The sequence below is a fragment of the Paenibacillus sp. FSL R10-2771 genome, assembly GCF_038000205.1.
In the GTDB taxonomy this organism is placed as follows: Bacteria; Bacillota; Bacilli; order Paenibacillales; family Paenibacillaceae; genus Paenibacillus_AQ; species Paenibacillus_AQ phytohabitans.
This window is the reverse complement of the sequence record NZ_JBBOBM010000001.1, coordinates 5,416,134-5,441,753: the sequence shown is the minus strand read 5'-3', so window position 1 is coordinate 5,441,753 and position 25,620 is coordinate 5,416,134. Positions and strand designations below refer to the sequence as shown.

General features: G+C 51.4%; 23 protein-coding genes. 16 read left to right on the top strand and 7 right to left on the bottom strand.

All coding sequences use genetic code 11. The features are described from left to right. Positions 1-8: 8 nt before the first annotated feature. The 6 genes from NSU14_RS23150 to NSU14_RS23125 all read left to right on the top strand — a co-directional run bounded on the left by NSU14_RS23150 (position 9) and on the right by NSU14_RS23125 (position 6,976). Positions 9-1,613: a response regulator gene (locus NSU14_RS23150; RefSeq protein WP_336102923.1), complete on the top strand. Its 1,605-nt coding sequence runs from the start codon at positions 9-11 to the stop codon at positions 1,611-1,613. Positions 1,614-1,659: 46 nt separating this feature from the next. Next, a complete protein-coding gene (locus NSU14_RS23145) occupies positions 1,660-2,763 on the top strand; it encodes a Gfo/Idh/MocA family protein (RefSeq protein ID WP_340947429.1) in 1,104 nt (367 codons plus the stop codon). Between the two features lie 16 nt (positions 2,764-2,779). After that, entirely contained in the window at positions 2,780-3,862 is a 1,083-nt protein-coding gene (locus NSU14_RS23140; protein ID WP_340947428.1) for a Gfo/Idh/MocA family protein, read from the top strand. 326 nt (positions 3,863-4,188) lie between these two features. Further along, the gene (locus NSU14_RS23135) at positions 4,189-4,581 is read left to right on the top strand and encodes a DUF4073 domain-containing protein (RefSeq protein WP_340947427.1); all 393 of its coding nucleotides are present in this window, start codon (positions 4,189-4,191) and stop codon (positions 4,579-4,581) included. Between the two features lie 265 nt (positions 4,582-4,846). Next, positions 4,847-6,049, top strand: a complete 1,203-nt coding sequence (locus NSU14_RS23130) for an S-layer homology domain-containing protein (RefSeq protein ID WP_076242522.1) — start codon at positions 4,847-4,849, stop codon at positions 6,047-6,049. Between the two features lie 246 nt (positions 6,050-6,295). After that, on the top strand, positions 6,296-6,976 hold the full coding sequence (locus NSU14_RS23125; protein WP_340947426.1) for a hypothetical protein: 681 nt from the start codon (positions 6,296-6,298) through the stop codon (positions 6,974-6,976). Positions 6,977-7,722: 746 nt separating this feature from the next. Here the strand turns inward: NSU14_RS23125 and NSU14_RS23120 are convergent. Both NSU14_RS23120 and NSU14_RS23115 read right to left on the bottom strand, forming a co-directional pair. Then, positions 7,723-8,766: a HAMP domain-containing sensor histidine kinase gene (locus tag NSU14_RS23120; RefSeq protein ID WP_042134756.1), complete on the bottom strand. Its 1,044-nt coding sequence runs from the start codon at positions 8,764-8,766 to the stop codon at positions 7,723-7,725. Beyond that, on the bottom strand, positions 8,763-9,437 hold the full coding sequence (locus NSU14_RS23115; RefSeq protein ID WP_076242524.1) for a response regulator transcription factor: 675 nt from the start codon (positions 9,435-9,437) through the stop codon (positions 8,763-8,765). The genes NSU14_RS23120 and NSU14_RS23115 overlap by 4 nt, the downstream gene beginning before the upstream one ends. Before the next feature lie 249 nt (positions 9,438-9,686). Here NSU14_RS23115 and NSU14_RS23110 point away from each other — a divergent pair, with 249 nt between their 5' ends. Both NSU14_RS23110 and NSU14_RS23105 read left to right on the top strand, forming a co-directional pair. Continuing rightward, positions 9,687-12,065: an ABC transporter ATP-binding protein/permease gene (locus NSU14_RS23110; RefSeq protein WP_340947425.1), complete on the top strand. Its 2,379-nt coding sequence runs from the start codon at positions 9,687-9,689 to the stop codon at positions 12,063-12,065. 160 nt (positions 12,066-12,225) lie between these two features. Beyond that, positions 12,226-12,567 (top strand): hypothetical protein, encoded by a 342-nt coding sequence (locus NSU14_RS23105; RefSeq protein ID WP_039308499.1) that lies wholly within the window; start codon positions 12,226-12,228, stop codon positions 12,565-12,567. 39 nt (positions 12,568-12,606) lie between these two features. Here NSU14_RS23105 and NSU14_RS23100 read toward each other — a convergent pair whose 3' ends face one another. Together NSU14_RS23100 and NSU14_RS23095 are read right to left on the bottom strand one after the other, a co-directional pair. Then, on the bottom strand, positions 12,607-12,897 hold the full coding sequence (locus NSU14_RS23100) for a hypothetical protein (RefSeq protein WP_039308497.1): 291 nt from the start codon (positions 12,895-12,897) through the stop codon (positions 12,607-12,609). A gap of 166 nt (positions 12,898-13,063) precedes the next feature. Next, positions 13,064-14,554 carry a DHA2 family efflux MFS transporter permease subunit gene (locus NSU14_RS23095; RefSeq protein ID WP_042134765.1) on the bottom strand — a complete coding sequence of 497 codons (1,491 nt, stop codon included), beginning with the start codon at positions 14,552-14,554 and terminating at the stop codon, positions 13,064-13,066. A 234-nt stretch (positions 14,555-14,788) separates the two neighbouring features. Here NSU14_RS23095 and NSU14_RS23090 point away from each other — a divergent pair, with 234 nt between their 5' ends. The 5 genes from NSU14_RS23090 (at position 14,789) to NSU14_RS23070 (ending at position 18,239) form a co-directional block, all read left to right on the top strand. Continuing rightward, positions 14,789-15,370 carry a TetR/AcrR family transcriptional regulator gene (locus NSU14_RS23090; RefSeq protein WP_076242526.1) on the top strand — a complete coding sequence of 194 codons (582 nt, stop codon included), beginning with the start codon at positions 14,789-14,791 and terminating at the stop codon, positions 15,368-15,370. Positions 15,371-15,532: 162 nt separating this feature from the next. Beyond that, positions 15,533-16,294: a metallophosphoesterase gene (locus tag NSU14_RS23085; protein ID WP_231575309.1), complete on the top strand. Its 762-nt coding sequence runs from the start codon at positions 15,533-15,535 to the stop codon at positions 16,292-16,294. A gap of 79 nt (positions 16,295-16,373) precedes the next feature. After that, positions 16,374-16,565, top strand: a complete 192-nt coding sequence (locus tag NSU14_RS23080; protein ID WP_445670060.1) for a hypothetical protein — start codon at positions 16,374-16,376, stop codon at positions 16,563-16,565. A gap of 489 nt (positions 16,566-17,054) precedes the next feature. Further along, entirely contained in the window at positions 17,055-17,510 is a 456-nt protein-coding gene (locus NSU14_RS23075; RefSeq protein ID WP_042140871.1) for a VOC family protein, read from the top strand. 30 nt (positions 17,511-17,540) lie between these two features. Further along, positions 17,541-18,239 (top strand): SDR family oxidoreductase, encoded by a 699-nt coding sequence (locus NSU14_RS23070; RefSeq protein WP_076242527.1) that lies wholly within the window; start codon positions 17,541-17,543, stop codon positions 18,237-18,239. 77 nt (positions 18,240-18,316) lie between these two features. Here the strand turns inward: NSU14_RS23070 and NSU14_RS23065 are convergent, their stop codons facing one another. Both NSU14_RS23065 and NSU14_RS23060 read right to left on the bottom strand, forming a co-directional pair. Further along, the gene (locus NSU14_RS23065) at positions 18,317-18,736 is read right to left on the bottom strand and encodes a response regulator (RefSeq protein ID WP_076242528.1); all 420 of its coding nucleotides are present in this window, start codon (positions 18,734-18,736) and stop codon (positions 18,317-18,319) included. A gap of 14 nt (positions 18,737-18,750) precedes the next feature. Next, complete coding sequence (locus tag NSU14_RS23060) at positions 18,751-19,968, bottom strand: sugar efflux transporter (RefSeq protein ID WP_076242529.1); 1,218 nt, start codon at positions 19,966-19,968, stop codon at positions 18,751-18,753. Between the two features lie 136 nt (positions 19,969-20,104). Between NSU14_RS23060 and NSU14_RS23055 the strand changes: the two genes are divergently transcribed. The 3 genes from NSU14_RS23055 (at position 20,105) to NSU14_RS23045 (ending at position 24,974) form a co-directional block, all read left to right on the top strand. Beyond that, complete coding sequence (locus NSU14_RS23055) at positions 20,105-21,016, top strand: helix-turn-helix domain-containing protein (RefSeq protein WP_179093411.1); 912 nt, start codon at positions 20,105-20,107, stop codon at positions 21,014-21,016. Positions 21,017-21,196: 180 nt separating this feature from the next. Next, positions 21,197-24,019 (top strand): glycoside hydrolase family 3 protein, encoded by a 2,823-nt coding sequence (locus NSU14_RS23050; protein WP_340947424.1) that lies wholly within the window; start codon positions 21,197-21,199, stop codon positions 24,017-24,019. Positions 24,020-24,533: 514 nt separating this feature from the next. Further along, entirely contained in the window at positions 24,534-24,974 is a 441-nt protein-coding gene (locus tag NSU14_RS23045; RefSeq protein ID WP_197074341.1) for a DUF5680 domain-containing protein, read from the top strand. Between the two features lie 108 nt (positions 24,975-25,082). On the opposite strand, the gene NSU14_RS23040 is transcribed toward NSU14_RS23045, so the two are convergent. Next, positions 25,083-25,478 (bottom strand): hypothetical protein, encoded by a 396-nt coding sequence (locus tag NSU14_RS23040; RefSeq protein ID WP_042134780.1) that lies wholly within the window; start codon positions 25,476-25,478, stop codon positions 25,083-25,085. Between the last annotated feature and the right edge of the window lie 142 nt (positions 25,479-25,620).

Sequence of the window (25,620 nt, the reverse complement as noted above, 5' to 3'; positions counted from 1 at the left end):
CATAGACGATGTGGAAAATCGCCATTGTTGATGATGAGCGCCAGGTCCTCCAGGGGATGAAGCGGGCGATCCCATGGGATGAGCTGGATGCAGAATGGGCCGGGGAAGCACTTAACGGGGAGGATGGCCTGGAGATGATCCGCGCAGCCTGTCCGGATATTGTGATCACCGATATCTATATGCCGGTGATGAGCGGCCTTACGATGATGGAGCATCTGAGGAAGGAAGGCTTCAAGGGCAAGATTATTATTTTGAGCGGATATTCAGACTTTGAGCATGCCAGGCAAGCACTCAGGCTTCAAGTAAGTGACTATGTCTCCAAGCCGATCAGTCTGCCGACGCTTAAGTCGATACTGGGCAAGATCATTGAGGAGCTGATCAAGGAGGAGGAGGAGCGGATCAGACAGGGGGAGCTTGAGCTGAAGATGCTGCTGTATGAGCCCTTTGTCGAGAAAGAATGGGTTCGTTCCGCAGCAGTCGGCACCTTGGACCCCTCTTACCGGAACAATACCCACCTGCCGCCTTCTTATCAGTATTGGCTGGAACGCAAGCATGCCACCATCGGTATTGAGCTGATCCGCGATGAGCGGGCCAGCTCCTTCTCTGTCTCCGACTGGAATCTGTTTCGCTTCGCCGTCAGCAATATTGCCTGTGAGGTTGCGCGCAGGTTTTTCACGGACATGGAATATACAGAGCTGAACAGCTATAGGGCATTATTAATTATTCATCCCGGGGAAGAATGTGCGGAGCAGCTGGAAGAGCTTGGAACCCGGCTGATCGATAGCATCAGCTCGTATCTGAGACTGGTAATACGTATCGGAATCGGAGGACTGAAGGAAACGTGGATCAAGATCCCCGAATCGACGGAAGAGGCCTTCCGTGCGATGGATCAGGGAGCCTTGCGGATGAATCCGGCTTATGAAGTGTATCAGTACCGGGAGAGCAGCAGCGGCGGGCAGGAGAGGGGGGCGTTGTTTCCGGTCAAGTTCTCCTATAAGCTGGCTGCTGCGATGAAGGCTACACAGGAAGCCGAAGCGCAGCAGCTTGTAAGCGAATATGTCACCGAGCTGCAGAAACAGCAAGGGGTCTCAGCCGGCTACGTGCAGATGCTTGGCAGTGAACTGTGGGGGATCATAACCTACTCGCTGTATGAATCGGGACTGGTGCTGGATGATCTGTTCACCAATGACCAGATTGCCAAAGAGATCGGCAATCTGGCAGTGCCCGACCAGCTGGCAGGCTGGTTGTCCGCCAAAATAACCGTGATCTGCGCCAGCCGGCAATGGAAAGGCAGCAGCAAACACAGGCAGGTTGTTGATTTCATGACCAGTTACATTCATGAGCACTATGCGGAAGAACTTACGCTGGCCGATCTGTCAGATAAGGTATACATCTCGCGGAATCATCTGTCCATTATATTCAAGAATATTACGGGTGAAACCTTCAACAATTACCTGACCCGGGTGCGGATTGAGAAAGCAAGAGAGCTGTTAATGGAACGGAAGATGCTGGTCTACGAAGTGGCGGAAAGGGTGGGCTACAAAAACATTCCTTACTTCAGCACACTGTTCAAGAAAATTACCGGCATGAACCCTACAGAGCTGATCAACTAAGTAAAGAGTAAATGTAACATTTGGAAATTCGGGAGCGTGAGAGATTATGATTCGCATAGCTATAATCGGTACGGGTTCAATAGCGGCTGTTCATCTGCAGGCCTTCACCATGTTTGCAGACCGCTGCACAGTAGTTGCGCTGGCGGACAACAAGGAAGAGCGGGCTAATGTGCTCCGGGACCGATTCCGGCTGGAGAGCAGGTTTGTACAGGATTACCGCGAATTGCTTAACGATGAGGAAGTGGATATGGTGTCCATCTGCACACCCCCTCATTCCCATGCGCAGATTGCTGCCGACTTCCTGCGGGCTGGCAAGCATGTGCTGGTGGAGAAGCCTATGGCACTGTCGCTTGAAGAGTGCGACCGCATGCTGGCTGCGGCGGCTGAATCGGGCCGTATCCTGTCCGTCGTCGGACAGAACCGTTTCCTGGATTCCAACAGGAGATTGAAGGCTACACTGGACTCCGGATTATTGGGCAGGATTGTACATGCCCAGGCGGATTCCTTCTGGTGGAGAGGGCAGAGCTACTATGATGTATGGTGGAGGGGAACCTGGGAGGCAGAAGGGGGAGGCTCGACGTTGGGTCATGGAGTACATCAAATGGATCTGCTGCTGTGGATGATAGGTATGCCGGAGACGGTTCAGGCAGTCATCCGGAATACCTCGCATGACAAGTCGCAGCTGGAGGATCTGTCAATCGCCATTCTGTCTTATCCGGGAGGCGGCTTGGCCCAGGTTACCAGCTCCATCGTTCATCACGGAGAAGAACAGCAGCTGGTGTTCCAGGGGGAGAAGGCGCGTATCTCTGCACCCTGGAAGGTGTATGCCTCTTCTTCGCGGGACGATGGATTCCCGGAGCGGAATACCGGGCTGGAGGAAGAGATCGGGCGGTATTACAGCAGCATAGGCCCTCTGCAATATACGGGACATGCCGGACAAATTGACGATATGCTGAAGGCGATGGAGGAACCGGCGCGGCGTGTTCTGATTGACGGGCATGAAGGAAGGAAGACGCTGGAGCTGGTCACCGCCATCTATGAAGCCTCGATAACCGGGCGGCTGGTAACTCTTCCAATAACTAAGGACAGTATGCTGTATACGAGGGACGGTATTCTCGCCAATGCCCCGCGGTTCCCTCTCGGCATCTGATAAGGGAGGTAAGATTATGACAGTGAAATTCAGCATTATCGGCGGAGCGGGCTTCCGCGCCCAATATTTCCTCAGAATCGCCCGTTCCTTGCCGGACCGCTTTCAGATTAGCGGGCTTGTGGTAAGGGATGCCGCCAAAGGCAGAGCCATGGAAGAAGCATGGGGGGTTCAGACTTACCGTTCTCTTGAAGAGTTGCTTATGAGCGAAACCCCGGATTTCGTGCTTGTCTCGGTCAGCGGCCGGGCCTCTCTGGATTATTTGTACCGCCTGGCAGAGAGAGGCATCCCGGCGTTGACGGAGACGCCGCCTGCCGCAAGTCTGGAGGAGCTTGTGCAGCTGCACAAGGAACTGACTATGCACGGAGCGCGGATTCAGGTAGCCGAGCAGTATCCGTATCATCCGGTGCAAGAGGCGCGGCTGTCGCTGATCCGTTCGGGCAGACTCGGACGGATCACGGAAACGACGGTGTCTGTTTCGCATATGTATCATGGAGCAAGCCTGATCCGCAGGATGCTTGGGCTCGGTTTCGAGGAAGCTAACATTAGGGCCATGCGGTTCGGGTCCCGCTGGATTAACGGCCCTACCCGCAGCGGTCCTCCGGCTGAGGACAAGCTGATTCCTCTGCAAAGGGATCTGGCCTGGCTGGATTTCGGAGACCGGCTGGGGATTTACGACTTCACCAAGGATCAGCACCGCTCCTGGACGCGTTCGAATCACCTCTCCGTGCGCGGAGAACGGGGAGAAATCTTCGATAACCGTGTGCTGATCCAGCAGGATAACCTGGTTCCGCTTCAGCTGGAGCTGAAGCGCATTAACAAGGGGGAACAGGAGAATGCCGAAGGCTATTATCTTCAAGGGATAATCTGCGGGGAACAATGGCTCTACAACAATCCGTTCACCCCTGCAAGACTGTACGATGATGAGATCGCGATTGCGGCTTGCCTGGACAAGATGTCCGCCTATGCCACCGGAGGTTCCGGATTCTATGGACTGGACGAGGCTTCACAGGACGTGTACCTCGGGCTGATGATTGAGCAGGCAATACAGACCGGTGATACCGTGAGAACTGAGCGGCAGTGCTGGGCGGTTGAGAGATAACACGAGTTAACTTGATTCCACAAAGTCTGTATCAGCTAACCTATTCAATAAGAGATTTCCTTGCGCGGGTGTTGTAGCAATTTCCGCCCTGCGGGAATCTCTTCGTATTTTTAGGTCTGCCAGAGACTTCTGGTTGGCCTATTTTATTGTACTTTTGACACTGGTAAGATGCCTCTTTCTTAGCAAAGTGATTAAGACTAAAGAGTGAATCTGCGGTTAATCCAAAATTTTATATTAAATTTACAATTTTAAAGGAATAATTATCCAGAATAAGATATAATATGATCTGTGTTATATTTCTCATTTAATAAGATGTGGAGGTTGAAATGATGAGGAGAACTGTCGATAAATGCATCCGTCTCTCTTTAATCGGAATCCTTATTGCGGGTGCAGCCAGTCTGGGTGTAAGTACTACGAAGGCCTATGCAGCGGATAACTTCACCCTGGCAGCAGGGAATAGCTCTGCCTTGTCCGTGACTCTGTTCGCTCAGCCGCCATGGCCGCCCAATGTAACTGCGGATGATGTTGCGAACACCATTACAGGTGCGAACGAGAAGATGGAGTATTCCACCGATGAGGGCTTGAATTGGACTGCCTATGATCCAGTCAACCCGCCGGTCTTCTACGGTGCGGTAACGGTGCTGGTGCGGATAGCGGGAGACAGCGTGAATTACATTCCGGCAGGGTTCATCACAACGCTGACCTTTACGCCGGATTAATATCAGCTCCCCATCTAGTTCAACGCGAGACCCTCAAGTTCAATGCTTATTGGAACAGACTTCTGCGATACCATAGCCATAAGGTGATAATGCTCTACCCAAAGAGATCGGCAGGCTTTATCTGCTGATCTCTTTTTTTGCGGAGTAAGCAAGGATTTAGCCTTAGAAATTACTGCCTCAAGCACCATATCCCTAATCCGCAGCGGTTGCTATAATGTGGAAGCAGAGGATAAATTAAAATATATTCACGAAAGGATAGATCAGATTGAGAACAATCAAACTGGTGGTTGCCGGACTGATTGCGGGTACGATTGCGGGTGCCGTCACACCGGATTATCCGGTTAGAGCGGATTCAGTGAGCTATGAGGAAACAGCGGATGACAATGACACGGGAGTCACCTCTCCTATTTTCCCGGATATTCAAGGTCATTGGTCGGAGCGGTGGGTACGCTGGGCGCTGGGGAATCAGTATATAACCGGTTATTCAGACCTGACTTTCCGGCCGGACCAGCCGATTACGGAAGCTGAATTTCTGAAGGTGTACTATCTCTCCTTCGGATATCCGAAGGCAACGATCTTTGGGGAAGAGTGGACCGCTGGACCTTATCGAATGGCGAAAAATTGGAAGCATCCCATCCCGGGTCTTCAGGACCCACAGGCACAAGCTGCGCCTATAACCAGACAGACAGCTGCGCAGTTCATAGCCTCTGCTCTGGGCAAGAACTATAGTGATAGGGATTCCATTATTTTTCTGCTTGGAAATCAGCTGCTTCCGCTTCCGGAAGAGCCTACTGTGGAGGGATTCAATGGGAATGCAACGTTAACCCGGGCAGAGGCGTTGGAGTGGATCAGGATGTTGAAGCTGAAAGGAAATATATTGAATCCCCGGCCGCAGGAGCTGTCAGACCGAGGGGGGCTACCCCCATTACCGGACAAGGGTACGGGAATAAAGGATTTCACAGCGGTACCTGTTACTGAGGCGGATTTCGGGATAGGTGATCCGGGCGGGAAGCTCATTATGGAATGGAGCAGCCCGAGGTCTCTGGTTGAACAATATTATGGAGCCTCCACCGGACAAGATGTGTTTAACAATGAGATGTATAAGGGTGTATTTGTCCATTATGATTCGTCAGGCAAGATGGATTCATGGTCGGTAAAAGCAGACGAAGACGCTGGGGAACCGGCTTTGACCGCTACCTTGCAGCATATCCGGCCCGGAGTAAGTACGCTGGAGGATGTACTGAAGGCGTATGGTACATATGCAGAAGTAAGCAACACATATGGAGTTATTCTAAGCTACACATTTGAGAATATGGACGGGGTGTTGATCCCGCGCCTGCTTCCAGGCGATAAGGTCAATTCCGATAGAGGATATGTCATGGCGTTTAGCTTCGATGAGGAGACGTTAAAAGTAACACATATGAAATTATCTACGCTCCAGCGGGCCATATACCCTGACGATAACTGATCAGCGATTCCGGCTGTTACCGGAGGCCAACGAGTTCATTGACGCGGGGAAGCAGCAAGAACTATAATCTATAAAACGGATGAAGCACATCCCGTACCCATGGATTTTTGGGTGCGGGATTTTTTGTGTGCATTACTCCGCCAGAAACTATAGGTTCTGGAGTCTACGCCGAGCAACCGGGCAATCAAAGAAGACAAGGCTCCTCTTTGCGGGGGGCGGGGGCTTTTGCAGAGGAGGAATAGAGGAATGGGGTTCGCTGAAGAGCATCACCAATGGCTGGAGTATCACAAGAAACGGAGAACCGGGGAACGTCTGGACCGGCTGGAACGGGGACACCGGCATGGTGAGCAAATGTTTGTGGAGCGGGTGTGGTGGCCGATTTTTGGTAATATGGACGATCTTCACCCGGAGTATGAGGTAGCGGATTGGCGGGGAAGACCTTATTTTGTTGACTTTGTATGGAAGCCGGGTCAGGTTAAGGTAGCTATTGAGGTGAAAGGATACGGGCCGCATGTTCAGAACACAGACCGGACCAGATACCGCCAGGAACTTAATAGGGAAACATATCTGCAAATTGCCGGGTACCGTGTGGTTGCGATCCCTTATGATGATTTGGAATCATCGCCGGAGCTGACAATTTCTCTGCTGAAATCCTTACTTACTCCATGTTTGTTGAAAAATACGGATGAGGGAAGCCGACAATTTACGAGGATAGAGTTGGATATTCTGCGGATCGCCAGCCGTAAGAACGGGTTCCTCCGGCCAGTGGAGGTGGTGAACGAACTTGCGATTGATCAACGTACAGTAAAGAAATATATGAATTCTCTATGTGAAAAAGGTAAGTTTAAACCTGTGTTGGTGCAGGGGGGTAACAGGGTGTGCCGGTATGAGCTTATTCCATCTTTTATGGACCTAGAGTTATGGTAGAGTACTAACGCTAGAGGGATAAATCCCACTAATGCCGCTCCAAGTGGGCGGAATGCTGGAATTAGAGGGATAAATCCCACTAATGCCGCTCCAAACGGGCGGAATGCTGGAATTAGAGGGAGAAATCCCACTAATGCCGCTCCAAACGGGCGGAATGCTGGAATTAGAGGGATAAATCCCACTAATGTCGCTCCAAGCGGGCGGAATGCTGGAATTAGAGGGATAAATCCCACTAATGCTGCCCCAAACGGGCGAAATGCTGGAATTAGAGGGATAAATCCCACTAATGCTGCCCCAAACGGGCGGAATGCTGGAATTAGAGGGATAAATCCCACTAATGCCGTCCCGACTGGGCGAAATGCTGGAATTAGAGGGATAAATCCCACTAATGCTGCCCCAAACGGGCGAAATGCTGGAATTAGAGGGATAAATCCCACTAAATGCCGCTCCAAACGGGCGGAATGCTGGAATTAGAGGGCTAAATCCCACTAATGCTGCCCCAAACGGGCGGAATGCTGGAATTAGAGGGATAAATCCCACTAATGCCGTCCCGACTGGGCGAAATGCTGGAATTAGAGGGATAAATCCCACTAATGTCGCTCCAAGTGGGCGGTATAGCGTAAAAGAGGGGCAGAAGTGCCCCAGAGTCCGCCGAGAGCGGCGGTCAGGTGACACTGAGGAGCAACTGCTCCGCCGCTACCCTCCTCTTCCCCCGCTCTCCCCTCCTCTTCGTCTGCCGCTCCCGCTCACTCTCCCGCAACCGGCAGCTTGATCGTAAACGCCGAGCCTTGCCCCGGCTCGCTGCGCACCTCAATGGTTCCCTTGCTTAAGCTGATGATGCGCGCGGTCAGCGGCAGCCCGAGGCCGTTGCCTCCGGCGGCGCGGGCGGGGTCGCCCTGGTAGAATTTCTCGAAGATATGCTTACGCACCTTCGGAGTCATGCCGATCCCGGTGTCGGAGATCATTACGGAGATCCAGGAGCTGTCCGCTTGAATGGAGACCGAAATTTCACCGCCTTCCGGCGTGAATTTGATCGCATTGCCAAGCACATTGAGCCACACCTGCATCATCAGCTCTTCATTTCCATAATAGCGCTGCTCCTCCAGGTCGAGATTAAGATTAAGCTGCTTGGCAGACCAGAGGGACTCCAGCAGCAACAGCGCCTGGCGGAGCTGCTCATCCAGAGGGTATTCAGCCAGCTCGGTAAGCATTTCCTGATTTTCGAGCTTGGATATTTTGAGGATATTGCCGGACAGATTGGACAGCTGACGTGAGCTCTCGATGATCATCCCGGTGTATTCGTCATGCTCCTCTTTGCTCAGGTTCTCTTCCTGCAGAAGCATGGCGTAGCCTTCGATAGCTGCAATAGGGGTCTTGAACTCATGAGACACATTGACAACGAAATCATTCCGCAGGGTCTCGATGCTGCGCAGCTCCTGGACCATGAGGTTAAAGTGATGTGCCACCTCACTGATCTCATTGACGCGGTGCGACTCATTCAAATAGATATCGAAGTTGCCGCCTGCGATCTCCTTGGCCGCTTTGCTGAAGTCCGTAATCGGGGACAATATTTTGCGGCCTACCATAATGCTGATGGTGGTCCCGATGACCAGACTGAATAACACCATAGTCAGAATAGGCGGAAAGGGGTTCCCGTGCTCCCAGGTGTTATTTTCTACCCGGAAATACAGGAAGGCCAGCACAGCCATAATAAAGACAAACGACAGAATGATGATAAATACCATGGATACAAAATACCACCACAGGCCGCTGTTTTTGCCGCTCCTCATCCCCGTTTCACCGCCTTATAGCCAAGCCCCCGGACGGTGACGATTTCAAAATCATCGCTATCCCTGAATCGCTCACGCAGGCGGTTAATATGAACCACCACCGTATGCTCATCGGATTCGGAATCCATCCCCCATATTTCATCCATCAGCTGCTGCTTGGTGAAGATTTTATTCGGATAAGAGATCATTTTGTAGAGAAGATAGAATTCCTTCTGCGGAAGCAGGATACTCTCAGGCCCCTGAATTACAGTTAACGTATCATAATCCAGCACGGTTTCTCCCCATTCGATTTTGCGCTCGCTGATGATTTTGGCCCGGCGCAGCAGCGCCCCGACACGCAGGATCATCTCATTCACATTGATCGGCTTGACCATATAATCATCGATCCCGACGAGGAAGCCCTGCTGCTTATCGGCAAAATTCTCCCGTGCGGTCACCATAAGAATGGGAAGCTGCTGGTTGTTGTCCCTAAGCGTCCGCGTCAGCTCGAAGCCATCCATCCGGGGCATCATAATATCGCAGATAATCAGATCAATATATTCCTTATCCAGCACGTCCAGCGCATCCTCGCCATTCACGGCCGGCAAGGCCTGGTATCCATTTCTGGTGAGCACGGTACAGAAGAGCTGGCGTAACTTGGCATCATCCTCAACCACAAGAATATTAAACATAAGGTCTCCTCCTGGAACGGTTCCATGTTATTCAACGTATAGCTTGTTTATATGGTTATGGGTTCCCCGCAAAGTACCGGAGTAACCCTCGAAGCCAAAGTACTTGTTTTAGTATACCTCATCAAGATCAAGCCAGTCTCAACTGGGAGTTTAGGTTTAGTTTATATTGGGCGGCTATACTGGGGTACAGTAAGACTAGAAGATTTCAGAGAGACTAATGATTACAGGGATGGAAAGGGAGATCGGACAATGCTGCAATTAAAAAACATCACCAAGAGCTACAAGACCGGCGAATTTACACAGGTTGCACTGGATAAAGTGAATCTCAATTTCAGGGAAAGTGAATTCGTTGCGATTCTGGGCCAAAGCGGCTCGGGCAAGACCACGCTGCTGAATATCGTCGGCGGGCTGGATCAGTATGACAGCGGAGAGCTGATCATCAACGGCCAATCGACAGAGCGCTTCAAAGACAGCGAGTGGGATGCGTACCGTAATAATAGTGTCGGCTTTATTTTTCAAAGCTATAATCTGATCTCACATCTGAGCATTACAGACAACGTGGAGATGGGGATGACGCTCAGCGGGATAGCTTCAGCCGAGAAGCACCGCAAGGCGCTTGAAGTACTGGAGAAGGTTGGACTGAAGGATCATGTGCACAAAAAGCCGAATCAGCTGTCAGGCGGACAGATGCAGCGTGTAGCGATTGCCCGTGCGCTGGCGAACAATCCGGACATTATCCTGGCGGATGAGCCTACAGGCGCCTTGGATTCAGAGACCAGTGAGCAGATCATGGAGCTGATCAAGACCATTGCGGAGGATAAGCTGGTGATCATGGTTACCCATAATCCGGAGCTGGCAGAGAGCTATGCAGACCGCGTCATCCGCTTCTCGGACGGTCATGCGATCTCGGACAGCAATCCGCTGGCCACGCAGAAGACCTCAAGTGCTTATAAGCTGAAACAAACGAGCATGAGCTTTTTCACAGCACTGAAATTATCCGGTAAAAATATCGCCACCAAGAAATGGCGTACGGGGTTGACCGCTTTTGCCTCAAGTATCGGAATTATTGGCATCGCGCTGATCCTGTCCTTGTCCAACGGCTTCGATAAACAGATCAGCTCGTATGAAACCGGGGCCTTGTCCAACTTCCCGATCTCTATTAACCAGACGGCGATTAATTTGCAGAACGCAGGCCCTCCGGGTCAAGAGTCAACGGAACTTACCTCATATCCGGCAGATAAAAAGCTCTATCCGTATGACCCGACCGTAAACTCAGCCATGCATACGAATGTATTGACCAAGGAGTATATCGAGTATCTGGATGGAATCGATCCTAAGCTGATTGACGGCGTCTCTTATACCCGTACCGTGAATATGAACTGGCTGGTTATGGATGGGGACAAGGCAACCACGCTGGATAAAAGCAATATCACTGTAGCCCCATATCCAAGCAAACAGGGCAGTGCCTCGGGAAGCTATCTGGAGCAGTACTACGATCTGCTGGAAGGATCATTCCCTACAGAGAAGACCGATCTTGTGCTCATCGTGGATGAATACAACCGTCTGACCGATGCAGCAGTGGATGCTCTGGGTCTGGATTATAAAGCTAAGAGCATCAATCTGAGCGATCTTGTCGGAACTCAATTGAAGCTGGTAATGAACAATGATTATTATAAGAAAAATGGCGAGCAGTTTGTTGTCAATGGAACAGCTGCTGATCTGACCGCTCTCTACAACAGTCCAGATGCCGTGACGCTGAACATTGTTGGTGTTCTGCGCGGGCAGGAAGGTTCCAGCATTTCTACGCTGTCTCCCGGCATTGTCTATTCCGATGAGCTGGCCGCAACGTTCATTGCCGATGCACAGAAATCTGAGATTGTGCTTGCACAGGAAGCCGCAGATATCAATGTGTTGACAGGGCAGGCCTTGTCAGAAGGGGTAGCCGGCATGGGTTCGAGTGGCGCAATGGGCGGTTCCCCCCTCATGAACGCTGGTATGGCAGCAGCAGGCAGTATGGCTTTCTTGACTAAAGACGATGCACTTGCCGCTCTGGGGGCAACTGAAATTCCAAGCGCAGTCTCGCTGTACCCGATTGATTTCAGTGCCAAAGAATCCGTTACAGCCTATCTGGACAAATGGAATGAAGGGAAGGCAACGGAGGATCAGGTGCAGTATACCGATCTGGCGGCTATTGTCACCAACATTTCCGGCGGGATTATGGACGGAATCACGATGGTGCTGATTGCCTTTGCAGCGATTTCCCTCGTGGTCTCACTGATTATGATTGCGATTATCACTTACATTTCCGTTATGGAGCGGACGAAGGAGATCGGCGTACTGCGTGCGCTGGGTGCCCGCAAGAAGGACATTACACGGGTCTTCAATGCCGAGACCTTCATTATCGGGGCTTGCTCGGGGATTCTGGGGATCGGCATTACCTACCTGCTGACCATTCCGGTTAACGCGATTCTGTATAACCTGACCGAGCTGAAGAATGTGGCTCAGCTTAACCCGCTGCATGCGCTCATTCTAGGCGTGATTAGCGTCCTGCTGACTATGCTCGGCGGTGCGATTCCGGCCAAGATGGCAGCGAAGAAGGACCCGGTTGCTGCACTGCGCAGTGAATAACCGCGCTTAGTCCTGATCATCTGAATGAAATGATGAAGAACCAAGGGAATCCGTTCCTTTGGTTCTTTGTGCGTTAATTGCCATTAATCACAGACAAGTAAGAAGTGTATGGGATAAAATAACATAAATGAGAGTTATTCAAGTGCACAGGAGGGATCGAATGAAAACGAGAAATATCATCCAAATCATTGCGTGTTTTGTTGGACTGGCGGCTGTGATTACAATGCATGATATGTTCAAGAATCAGAATCTGAGGATAGTGTTGTCTTTAGCCATCGCTGTTGCCGCTGCCTACCTCATTTCAAGAAGCGCCATTCCGAAGCAGGTATCCGCCAGAACCATGACCGTGGTATTAGCGTCATTTTTTGTATTTACTTGTCTGTATCATATCCTACTCTCCGCAGCATTAGGGCAGAGTATATTCGCTAATTACTTTTGGGGTTTCTTATGCGTGATCTATTTGCTGGCCTGGCTGCGTGTCCGGCAAGACCAGAAGGGGTAACTGCCGGGCTCTGGTTAAACCGATCAGCCAGGAAACGGGCTATTCCGCAGGCGGCAGCTGGGCGCGCGTGGACTTCTTTTTGTTAATCTCCTTGGACAGCTCTAAATGCTGCTGGGAGATTTTTTTGAGTTCTGCCTGTAATTTGGTGATCCGGCTCATTTTGCTGCTAAGTGCGCTGGGGGAAGTGCTTAATTTGCAGTCTTTTTCGATCTGGTTAATTTTGAGCCGGGTCTTGTGGGTCTTCTTCTGTAGCTCTGCTATACCCGATTCCATCTCTGTAATTTCCTGATTTAAGCGGTTAAGCATAGATTTCGTGAAGCTAATAGCCATCCGGGCACCTCTTACTCTTCTTCTATATTGTACAGCCAAGATATTATTGTACTACAAGCGTTTGGTTTATGCGAGGAGGCAGGCAGTACCTACTGTGACGTCAACAAAAAAGGGGCTATCCCAAGCAGCCATTTCATGGCTTTTGGGATAGCCCCTTTTGCATAACCTAGACTTCCTTGGCAACAACCGTCTTCAGCTTCATTTCGGGTTCTTTCTCCGAGGCCTGGCCTACCTTCTTGATGAAGAAGGAGAGCAGCAGGCCGATGATGCCGATACCCACGATGACCAGATACGCATCATTGATCCCCTGGATGGTAGCTGCTGTAATCATGTGTTCCTTGGTGTCTTGCACGCCACTGACCATCATATCCTTCATGTGGGTAGTGGTACGGCTGGTCATTACGGTAACCAGCAGGGAAGTACCCACAGCGCCAGCCACTTGTCTTACAGTATTCGAGATGGCTGTACCATGCGAATTAAGCTTGGATGGCAGCTGGTTCAGGCCCAGGGTCTGAATCGGCATGAGCAGCAGCGCCATTCCGATCCGGCGTCCGGTGGACATGAGCATCAGATAGGCATAGCTTGTCGAGTCGGTCAGATTCACGAAGCTCAGGGTAGCGAGGATCGTGATCAGCAGGCCGATAATGGCCAGCCATTTTGCACCGAAGCGGTCAAACAGCTTGCCGGTAACCGGCATGAGCAAGCCCATAATAACTGCGCCGGGAAGAAGCAGCAGGCCGGATTCCATCGCCGTGAAGCCGCGTGCGTTCTGCAGGTAGAGCGGCAGCAGCATCATATCTGCATACATCACAATCGTGACCATGACACTGATAACAGTGGTCAGGGAGAACATATTATATTTGAAGGCCCGCAGATCCAGCAGCGGGCTATCCGAAGCCAGCTGTCTCCATACGAACAAGCCGAGGGAAATCACACCTGCAGCAAGCGACAACAGCACCTCTGCGCTCGACCAGCCTGCGCTGGCCGCCCGGCTGAAGCCGTACAGCAAGGTTCCGAATCCGATGGTGGACAAGGCCACGCTGGTTAAGTCGACCTTTGGATAAGAACGCTCTGCTACATTTCTCAGATAAATAAATCCGCATACGATAACGATGACTGTGAGTGGAAGCATGCCGTAGAACATAGTCTCCCAAGAATAGTGTTCCATAATATATCCGGCCAGAGTTGGGCCGATCGCCGGGGCGAAGATAATGGCGAGCCCGACCATACCCATGGCGGCGCCTCTTTTCTCACGCGGGAACAGGGTTAAGATGACATTGGTCAGCAGCGGCATAATAATACCGGCACCGGCTGCCTGAATCATACGTCCGGTAAGCAGAATCGGGAAGCTTGTCGCCATAGCGGAAACGACCGTTCCTGCGAAGAAGATAAACATAGATGCCTGGAACAGCTCACGTGTAGTGAAACGCTGCATCAGATAAGCTGTGATTGGAATCAGTACACCGTTAACCAGCATATACCCGGTGGTCAGCCACTGGGCCGTTGCAGCCGTGATGTTGAAGTCATGCATTAACTCCGGTGTGGCAACGCTCATTATCGTCTGATTCAGTGTGGCCAGAAAGGCACCGAGAATCATTACGAAAAGAATAGGTCCCTTTTTGATGGAACTGTCTTTAATGTCTGTCTTGTTACTCACTATTCTCCATCCTTTCAAATCGCCGAATCATGGACTAAATTTACAGTGTGTTGTATAGTTTACAATGTATAAAGTAGATTATAGATGAAATTTTCATGTAATCAAGCAACGATTTCTGAAAAACTGTATATTAGTTTACGATTAAGACATTAATGTAGTTTATATAGGTGATAAACGACATTTTATTAAAAAGTGTAGTCTGCGATTTGAACGTTGAAGAATGGAGTGGTTAAAATGACGAAAGCTCCCCCGCACACGGACCCTCGTGTCCTGCGTACACGCCAATTGCTGAGAGATGCTGTAATTGATCTGATGGAAGAAATGAGCATTGAGAAAATTACGGTCAACCGTATCGCGGAACGGGCCAAAATTAACCGTGTGACCTTCTATCTGCATTACCGGGATATCCCCGATATGATGGAGAAGATGGCGGATGATATGGCCGAGGACGTGCTTCAAGTGGTAAGCGGTTATATGGAGAATCCGGAAGCGGCAGAAGGAGAACAATGGCCGATGCTGGAGCGCCTGCTGACGCATATTGCGGAGAATGCCAAATTCTATAAAATTGTGCTAACGTCGCGGAAGAGTACGATATTCACCGATCGTCTGTTCAGGCTGATGGCGGATATCATTTCCACCCGGGTGGAGAGAAGATTGGCTACCCGCAACGCTTCGGAAGTAACGGTTCAGAAGGATATTGCCGTATGGTACGGCTCAGCAGCCCTTATCGGTACGATCATCGCCTGGCTCCGGGAGGATATGCCGTATTCGCCGCAGTATCTGGCCAAACAGATCACTTCGCTGCGTTCGAGTTAAGGAAGGTCCATCGGTCCAAGAACCGCCAATTCATTCCGCATATATATAGTAGATATCACTGTGCATCGCGAATCTATTGATATGAGGTGGTTCCAAGTGAAGAGGCAGACAGGTCCAAAACGGAAAAGGGTGCTTCCTGCAAAGCGCCAGGCTGTGCCCGGAGTGAAACGCAGAATAAAGGCTCAGACCGTCGAATTTGCGGTGTTTGGCGACAGCCATGTAGGATACGGAAACAGCTTGAGTATTTTTAAAAGTCTTTTGCCCAAAGCAGTGAGTAGCGGCAATAAGCGCTTTTTCATCTTTGGCGGAGATAATGCACAGGCAGGAGCGGATCACGGGAACAATGCGAACGCGTATTACAAAGACTTCAAAGATTCAGTAACAAGCACACTTGGAAGCATCCCGTATAAGGCCTCTATAGGAAATTGGGAGGCAAGCACCCGGTCCCTATTTACGCAATACTTGGGGGCGGTTACCGGACAGATGAATTTCCCGGGCACACAGGGGAAGGTGAAATATGTATGGCTTGATTGTGCTCTGGGACAATTCACTCCGGCAAGTATCACTCTGCTGCGCAATCTGGATGACCGCTATTTCTATATTATTGATTTCCACTGGCCGCTAAGAGTGCAGGGAATTACGGTTGAATCCAGTCATGTGCTCAGCGCTGCGGAGACATCCAGGTTCTTCTCGGCGATTCCGGTAAAAGCCAGAGACAGGGTCCTGGCTATCTTCACACATCATGGACATAAATTCTACCGGAAGCTTAGCAATATTAATCCGGGATACCCACGGACGAAATTCTTCGTCTGCGGCTGCTCCGGGGATTATAAATGCAAGCCGGATGGAAACATGGGTTACTATAATGCCAAATTAACCAGCAGCGGCTCGGGATATAAAGTCGACGCTTATATTGCACACTGAGTCTGTTCCGGCTCCAGGTTATATTTAGATCGAAGAGCTACCGGGCGATGATCAGCGACATGAAGGTATGTGAAGGTATATGGAGGTATATATAGAAGAGAATTTCGATAATCCCGATCTTTCGCTTAAGCATCTAAGCGACCGGTTCCAGATCTCGGGCAAATATGCCAGCCATTTGTTCAAAGAGGAATTCGATATGAAATTCGTCGATTTCCTGACCCAGCTGCGGAACTACCGCAAGTACCGGATGAAGCCGGGAGCGGAAGATTAAGACAACAGAAGAGAGGCCCGGTGCATCGCATTTAAGGCTATAACCAGCCAGCCAAGTGCCAATCCATAGGTAATGGGAGAAGTCGTGTGCCTTATATAATTTGCTGATAATGAGGCCCTCTCAAGTTGACGACTGGAGAATTGTTGTATATTTTGCAACTCTAGTCCGCAGATGTCGGAGTATTTGAGCAGATTGTTGTACGAAATACAAGAATTGTTTCATTAATCAGCTTGGATAGCGAGAATTGCTGCATTTCGTACAACAATTCCCGCTTACGGCCGTATTGACGGGCAGAATGTTGTATTCTATGCAGGAATTCAGATTGGCTCATTACTTTTGTCGGCAGTCACGGGGTCTCCGGCACATCCGGAGGGTTAAGTCGGTGATTCTTGTCTGTTGTCATTTACCGTGAAACTTCTCTGTGCCAGGCTTGACAGCCCTTTCATGGTTTGGGTATGGTAGTCTGGTCAGAATAGAAGGAGGTATAGCCTGATGTCAGGATTGCTTGGGAATCACTTCATTACGCAGATTGGAATTCTGGTGAATGATATCGAGAAGGTAAGCGCGGCATATGCGGACTTCTTTGGTATCGAGAAACCGGAGATCGGCATTACAGATACGGCAGATATTGCTCAGACTAACTATAATGGCGGGGCGACGGAGGCTCGGGCGAAGCTCGCTTTTTTCGATATGGGCTCCCTGCAGCTGGAACTGATTGAACCGGATCATCAGCCGAGCACTTGGCGCGACTATCTGAATGAGCACGGGGAAGGGCTTCACCACATTGCTTTTGCAGTGGAGGGAATGAAGGAGAAGATTATGCTGCTCGAAGGCAAGGGCTTCCCGCTTCAACAGAAGGGGGAGTACACCGGAGGACGTTATGCTTATATGGATACGTTCAAAGAGTTGAAGGTGATCCTGGAGCTGCTGGAGAACGATAAATAAGTAAGAGTGTCATAGAGGAGGGATGATCTTATGAATATACTGATTACAGGAGCCGGACGCGGACTGGGGATTGATCTTGTTGCAATAGCGCTGGAACGCGGACATTCAGTCATTGCCGGTGTGCGTGATCTGAGCCGGGGACAAGAGGCATTGTCCGGGCTTGCCGCAGATTATGGAGACAAGCTGACGGTGGCTGCGCTCGATGTTACGGACGAAGAGGGGATCGCGGCGCTTGCTGCCAGCCTCAAGGAAGAGGGGCGGACGCTGGGCTCCATTGTTAATAATGCTGCCGTGCTGAATGCCTCGGATACTCCGCTTGAAGAGCTGGATATTGCCGAGATGCAGCTTGCGCTCGATATTAACCTGTATGGACCGATGCGGGTGGTCAAGCACTTCCTGCCGCTGCTTACAGAGCCGGATGCGTCGATCATCAACATCTCGTCCGAGGCGGGCAGCATTACGAATGCTTACCCGGGCAGCTACCCGTACACCATCTCCAAGACAGCACTTAATATGTTCTCGCAGAAGCTGCATGTTACCCTGAAAGAGCGTGGTGTACATGTACTCAGCGTGCATCCCGGCTGGATGCCCACCGATATGGGCGGAGCGAAAGCGCCAACGAGCCCGCGCACCAGTGCGGAAGGTATTCTCAGCCTGATTGAGCAGCGCACCGCGCCGGAGGGACACTTCATGTTCGTGGATTATACAGGCAAGGATATGGAGATTTAGACTTATATATATATTGAAAAAGAGATCAGCGGATCGTTCACCGCCGGTCTCTTTTTGTGTCCTGCCGTAATTATAGGTCATATCATCTGGTCTGAGCGCTGGAGCTCCGCTTGTTCGAGATAGGGATGATCATAACTGCTGCTCATCCCTGCTGATCCAAGCAGTACTTCTTCCAGCGCACCAAGTTCAATGGGCTTTAGCAGAGAATCGATGCCCCCCTGGCAGAAGGCCTTCAGGACAAATTCATGGCTGCTGGTGACGATGATTCTGCCGTGAGTATGCTGATCATACCACTGGTCGAGCGGCATATCTTCGCTAAGCAGCAGCAGCCTGGCATCTGTAATAATGAGTTCAGGCCTATGCTTCTGAATAAGCCGCAGGGCTGAAGGCTCGCAGCCGGATTCCAGAATATCCGCCGCTTCGGGGAAGAGCAGCTCCAGCATGTGCTTCAGGCGATCACGTACATGAGGGTTATCGTCAATGAGTAGTATTTGCATAGGAATTCCTCCTGTCAGGATGCCATCTGATGGGTAATCTTCTCTTCCGGGGAACGCTGCGGCCATAGCAGCAGTCCCAGTGAACATACAATAAGGATCAGGCACAGCCAGTAAGAATGCCGGTAGCCGACCCACTGTGCGGCTGCTCCGCCTGCCAGGCTTCCGGTCAGTCTGCCAATCGTTGTAGCATTGGTATACAGCGTTGATGCGTAGCCCGGGAGGTCCGGCAGCAGGTCCTGGATATAGCTGATTCCAATCGCTGAGATTACGGCTACGAAGAAAGCCAGCAGCACCTGTCCGGCAATGAGCTGCCACAGCTCTCCGGCTCCAAGCACCAGCAGGTAATAGACTGCACCGAGCGCGATTCCCCAGCCCATCAGCAGCTTGTTAGAATATTTGGCGGATAACAAGCCAAGCATGAACATGAACGGAATTTCCAGCAGTGCGCATATACTTGCAACCGAAGCCACATTCTGCGTATTGCCTCCAAGCGTATTGATGATGAAGAGTGAAATGTTCAGGTTGTTGGCCCAGTGTCCGGCATAGAGCAGGGTCAGGACGAGAAAAGGCACCAGCACCCGGGTATTCCGGTGCAGCCGTACCGGCTTATGTACACTTTTGCTGGCCTGTCTGACGGCTGCGGCTGCGGATAAACGTACGAAACTAAATACAAGCAGCGCATTGAGTAAGAAAATTATGGTGGTAGACAGAAACACACCCTGATAACCGAAATGGCCCAGCAGAACGGCTCCTGCCAGCGGACCGCTGATGAATCCGAGTGAGAACATAGAGCGTAAGGTAGAATTAGCAAAGGCATGGTCAGCGGACGCGCTGGCGTTCACAGCTTCCCTGCTACTAGCGAATAATTGCGGCATCGCCGGGGCACCGGCTGCGGTGAACACAGTCATATAGATCAGCAGCGGGTAGAAGTCATGAATAAATATATATCCGGCAAAAGCGATGGCATTAAACGTCATGCAGATGACCATAAGCTTGCGGCGGCTCAGGCCGGTATCCGAGCGTTTGGCAATTAACATACTTATAACGACACCGCTGATGAGCGTCACGGCAGTGAAGATTCCGAAGGTTCCGGCGGATACGCCAAGCTCTTCCGTGAAGTAGACAGCCAGGAATGGGGCACTGATTGAGATGGCCATTCCCTGAAGCAGCATGCAGAGCATGAATATCGGATAGGTTGGAATCAGAAGCAGAGCATAGGTTCTTTTCAACATGGAGGCAGTGGAGTTCCTTTCGGCATAAGCTTGCGGACTTATCTTTGATTTGGTTATAGTATAGTTAATTATTTGGGAATATTGAATGTTTTATCTGATCATAAAAATATACTATTTGGCTGGGATGGTGACGATTGTGGACGTGAGACTGCATGCCTGCGCGTATTCTTTTCATACGCTGCCCTTCAAAACCTCATTCACTCCCCCGCCGTTCTTCCTCTTCCGGCTGCAGGTGGTAGGCAGCTGCAAGGCGCTGGTCAACGGGAGAATGACAACCATTCAACCCGGCGATTTGCTCATCTATCAGCCCGGAGAGCCTTATCATCTGGTGGTGGAGGAAATGGACGGCAGGATTGAGAGCGGCGATTATTACCTGCTCTGTGAAGGCTCGTGGATTCAGCAGTGGTGGGAATCGCGGCCCCGTCTGCTGCATCAGCGGATCCATCTGGATGCCGGCATGCTGTCCCTGTGGCAGCAGCTCAGCATGGAGCAGCACCGGATCGTCCAGGACAGCCCCGAGCTGATCCGCCATCTGCTCTGCGCGCTCTGCCTGTCGCTTGACCGCTTGTCGGTGGAAGCCGCCAATGTTGAGGATGCGCCGAAGCGGTCCAATGAAATGGTGATGAGAATGCGCCGCTACATTAACGAGCATGCGCTCAGTCCGCTGCGGGTAGAGGATGTTGCGGATCATGCCGGGCTCAGCGTGTCGCGTGCGGTGCATCTTTTCAAAGAGCTGTCGGGGTATACCATCATTCAATACACGCAGGAAATCCGGCTGTCGAACGCCCTGGAGCGTATCCGTTATACCGACTTCAGTCTGGAGAATATTGCGAATGCCTGCGGCTTCGCGACCTATTCCTATTTCCACAAAGTATTCAAGGCCAGGTACGGCATCTCCCCCAAAGAGATCCGCAAGCGGCCGCTGGAGAACAAGCCGGAAGGGGATTATGTAATTACGAGCGGGGACCTTAAATTTACCGGATTGTCGGCCGATGCGCTGAAGTTTCATTATCCGCACGGAGATCCCCCGCAGCCCGGCAACTCCTGATTTCAGCTGGTGATTCTCTAATTATGAACTGATTTTTATGTCAATTGTTCAGGTGTTGCTGTAAGCGCTAATCTTTTATGATGGGGAAGGATAGAACAACCGGGCTGTGCGGAGGATTGTGAACGCCTGGCTTTGGATGAGATGAAACCGTTATCATAAAGATTGAAGGAGCGATTATTAATGGAAACAGCTACATATCCGTTTAGACAAATTGAAGTACAGCTGAATGAACGTGTTCAGGATCTGCTCTCCCGGCTGACGCTGGAGGAGAAGGTAAGTCTGATGCCGCAATATCAGGCGGCGATTGACCGTCTTGGTGTAGGCGGTTACAAGCATGGCACGGAAGGGGCGCACGGGATTTCGTGGCTGGGCAAAGCAACCTCATTCCCGCAGCCAAGCGGACTGGCCTGTACCTGGAACCCGGAGCTGCTGCAGCGGATCGGTTCAGCGATCGGTGATGAGGCCCGGGCGTTCTACCGGAAGAATCCAACCGTTAACGGCCTGACCCTATGGGCACCGACCGTGGACATGGAGCGGGACCCGCGCTGGGGCAGAACAGAGGAAGCCTACGGGGAAGATCCTGAGCTGACGGGACAGCTGAGCACCGCGCTTGTCAAAGGCATCCAGGGCGATCATCCGGTGTATTTGAAAGCGGTAGCAACCCTTAAGCATTTCCTCGGCAACAACAATGAAATTGACCGCGGTGTGGCTTCATCCAGCATTGATCCGCGGAATATGCGTGAATATTATCTGGAAGCCTTCAAGCCGGCCTTCAAGGAAGGCAGAGCACAATCCATGATGACCGCCTACAACTCCGTGAATGGCGTGCCGGTTATCCTGCACCCGGCCGTGATGGAGATTGTGAAGGGTGAATGGGAAATGGACGGGTTCATTGTAAGCGATGCCGGAGATCTATTCGGGATTGTGAAGGACCATAAGTATTACGATTCATTCGCCCAGTCGATGGCCGAGTCGATCAAGAACGGGATTGACAGTGTAACCGAAGAGACGGAGGAGACCATTAAAGTCATCCATGAGGCGCTCCGTGAAGGCCTGCTGACCGAGGAAGATCTGGACCGCGCGCTCACGAACACCTTCCGCATCCGCTTCCGGCTCGGTGAGTTCGATCCAGAGGAAGGTAATCCTTATGCGGCGATTGATGATTCCGTTATTCTCAGTAAAGCGCATAGCGACTTGTCTCTTGAAGCGGCTAAGGAATCCGTTGTCCTGCTGAAGAATGACAATGCAGCCCTCCCGCTGAATGCATCCGCCCTGTCCAAGGTAGCCGTAATCGGCCCGCTGGGGGACGAAGCCTTCAGAGACTGGTATTCCGGCACACTGCCTTATGCGGTGACACCTCTGCAGGGAGTGACCAAGAAGCTGGCAGGCAAGCAGGTCTCCTTCGAGAGCGGCGATGACCGGATCCTCTTAACCTCTGCGGCCAGCGGCCGGACGGTGGGCATCACCGGCGAAGATGGACGATTGGCTGTGCTGCATGACAAGCCGGAGCGCGGAGAATTGTTCCGCCATACCGCTTGGGGCTGGAGCGCTAATACCCTGGAGGCCACAAGCCGGGGCCAATATGTCACTCTGACGGATGCCGGTATACTGACAGCTTCCGCTGATGAGATCTACGGCTGGTATGTGAAGGAATCGCTGAATCTGGTGGCGGAAGCGGGAGATTTGGTATCGCTGCGGACCTGGAATAACAAGCCGCTGTTTATTAGTGGTGAGGACGGAACCATTCGCGCAGCTGAAGAAGAAACATCTGCCGCAGCTGAGTTATTCCATAAGAAAGTTGTAGTGAACGGCGTAGAAGCTGCGGTAGAAGCGGCCAAAGCCGCCGAGGTTGCAGTCGTATTCGTCGGCAACCACCCGCTGCTGAACGGGAAGGAAGAGATCGACCGGCCGGATATCGTGCTGCCCGTAGAACAGGAGAACCTGGTTAAGGCCGTCTATGCCGCCAATCCGAATACAGTAGTTGTGATTGTCGGCAGCTACCCGATCTCTTCCACCTGGATCGATGAACATATCCCGGCGGTGCTGTACACCTCCCATAGCGGGCAAGAGCTCGGCAATGCGGTGGCAGATGTCCTGTTCGGCGATTACAGCCCGTCCGGCAGACTGAATATGACCTGGTACCGCTCTGTGGATCAGCTTCCGGAATTCATGGACTACGACATCATCAAAGGCAAAAGAACGTACTTGTACTTCGACGGGGAGCCATTGTATCCGTTCGGCCATGGTCTGAGCTATGCACAGGTGTCTTACAACAAGCTGAAGCTGGAAGCAGAAGAAGTGCAGGAGGACGGCACGATCAGCCTGACGGTAGAGCTGGAGAACAGCGGAAGCGTAGACGGCGCTGAAGTGGTTCAGGTGTATGTGCAGTCCTTGTCGACCCGGATCAGACGTCCGCTCAAGCAGCTGAAGGGTTTTGACAAAGTCTATCTGGCCGCAGGACAATCGCAGACCGTAGCCTTTACTCTGCCGGTGTCTGATCTCTCCTTCTGGGATGTAAGCCGTGAGCAATACTGTGTGGAAGATGGAGAATATAACATTCTCGTGGGCCGTTCCTCCGGCGATATCAAGCTGTCGGCCAAGATTAGAGTACACGGTGACACCGTACCGGCGCGTAACCTGTACACAGCCGTCAAAGCCGAGAACTACGATGACTATGAAGCGGTATTCCTGGATGAATGCAAGGCAGGCGGAGCTTCAGTACATCCGGTGAAGGATGGGGCCTGGATTGCCTTCAATAATGTACAGTTTGCCAAGGGCGCAGCTGGCGTCGAAGTGCTCGTATCTTCCGTGAAGGGCGGCAGCATTGAAGTCAGAACCGGAAGCCCTTCAGGCAAGCTGGCAGCAACGCTGGAGATCCCGGCAGGCGAAGCCCAGAAATGGCATAGCCAGTCCGCGATTGCGGGTGTAGATGCCGGAACCGACGATGTGTATCTGGTATTTACTGGTGAGGTATTGCTCAGCTGCTTTCAGTTTACTTTGTAAAAGATAGGGCGTAGCAGATTATTACAGCTTAAGCTAACTATTATATGTGATGTCCAAAAAGCTTCTGAATTGCCTTCGTGCAGTTCGGGGGCTTTTTAATTGGATTGGATAGTAATTCCTTCCTTAGCGTACCCCTGTTCATGGGATAACTGTAATTTGTACAAAAAGTAGGCTATTTTTGTGCAGGCGGAGGTTTAATTGCACTCTGTACACTTATTTAACTCTCCTATGCCATAAAAGGACACTTTTCCGTTTTTTAGCTGTACAGAATACAGTTATCCCTGCTCATGCGGTTATTCGCCGGTTTTTAGCTGTACGAAATACAACTATCCGCTATGCACTCCGCAGTGCCAGCTCAAGTACACCTTGCTTCCCAGTGGCCTGTCACTCATGCCCGGTACATTTTTAAGTCCCCCCAATTTAGATACATATATTAGGAGATAAGTCACTGTCTGTACGGAACGTATGTTCTATTATGGAGTGGTTGGATTAACTTTCCGGGAGGATGATAGTTATGATGGACAAGATTAAATTTCTGATGGAGGCCAAGCAAGCAACCTATGCAGGTAAGGGTCCGGAGTTAACCCCGTCCCGTCCGGCGTCTCATGATCTGGAATTTGTGCGCGGGAACTTGAAATACATAGACACCTACCTCGGTTCGGAGAAGTTTGCCGGAGAGGAAGCCTTGTGGGAGGATGACCAGCCGCTGTGGGCGATGAATTACGCCGGGCGTGTGACCGCGGAAGGCTTCAGCGGAGACTTCCTGAAAGCCGCATTGTTCCTGGTGCCGGAGGATAAACCCTTCCGCGGTCCGGAGCATTATACGGATGGCCATCTCATCTATAAATGCTCAGTAGACGGGGACTTCTCCTGGTTCAACGGGTCAGAGGTGATTTGGGCCGGAGATATAATGGTCTATGAATGTATGTTTCATGGCGGTGTAATTAAGGAGTAGCACGCGGAACGTCCTTTCCTGCCAAACGCCCGCCCGAACCATCATGCTCATACACAAAAAGCCTCCCAAGCAGCCCATTCATGGCCTAGAGGAGACTCTATTGTTCAGTCAATCGCCGCCACCGCCGCCGCCGGAATCGCCACCACCGCCGGAATCGCCACCACCACCACCGAAATCGCCGCCGCCATGTCCTCCATGACCGCCGCTGTCCCAGCCGCCGTGGCCGCCGTGATGGCTGCCGCTATCCCAGCTGCTGCCGCCATGGCTGTGGTTGTGATGCCCGTGGTGATGGCTGGCTCCGCTGTGCCCGTCATTGTGACGGTGATCATCGCTGCGGCTGTCCCCGGCAGAGTTGTTCAGATCTGGCCCCGGAAAGAAATAATTATCAGCGGAATTATTTCTGTTCCCGTAATGCCTGTTCTTGCGTTGAAGACGATTACTGTGATTAATCCCCAGCACAGCGACATATACAACTACTCCAACAAATACAATGCTACCGATCATGCTGAATCGCTCCTTTGTAAGAAAGTATAAAAGCGTCCTTAACCGGATCATACCATAATTTTGCAAATCTATGCTGTGATTGTACGGCAAGGCAGAGCGCAGGCGCGGAATAACTCGGAATAATCAGAAGCTTATTTCAGCT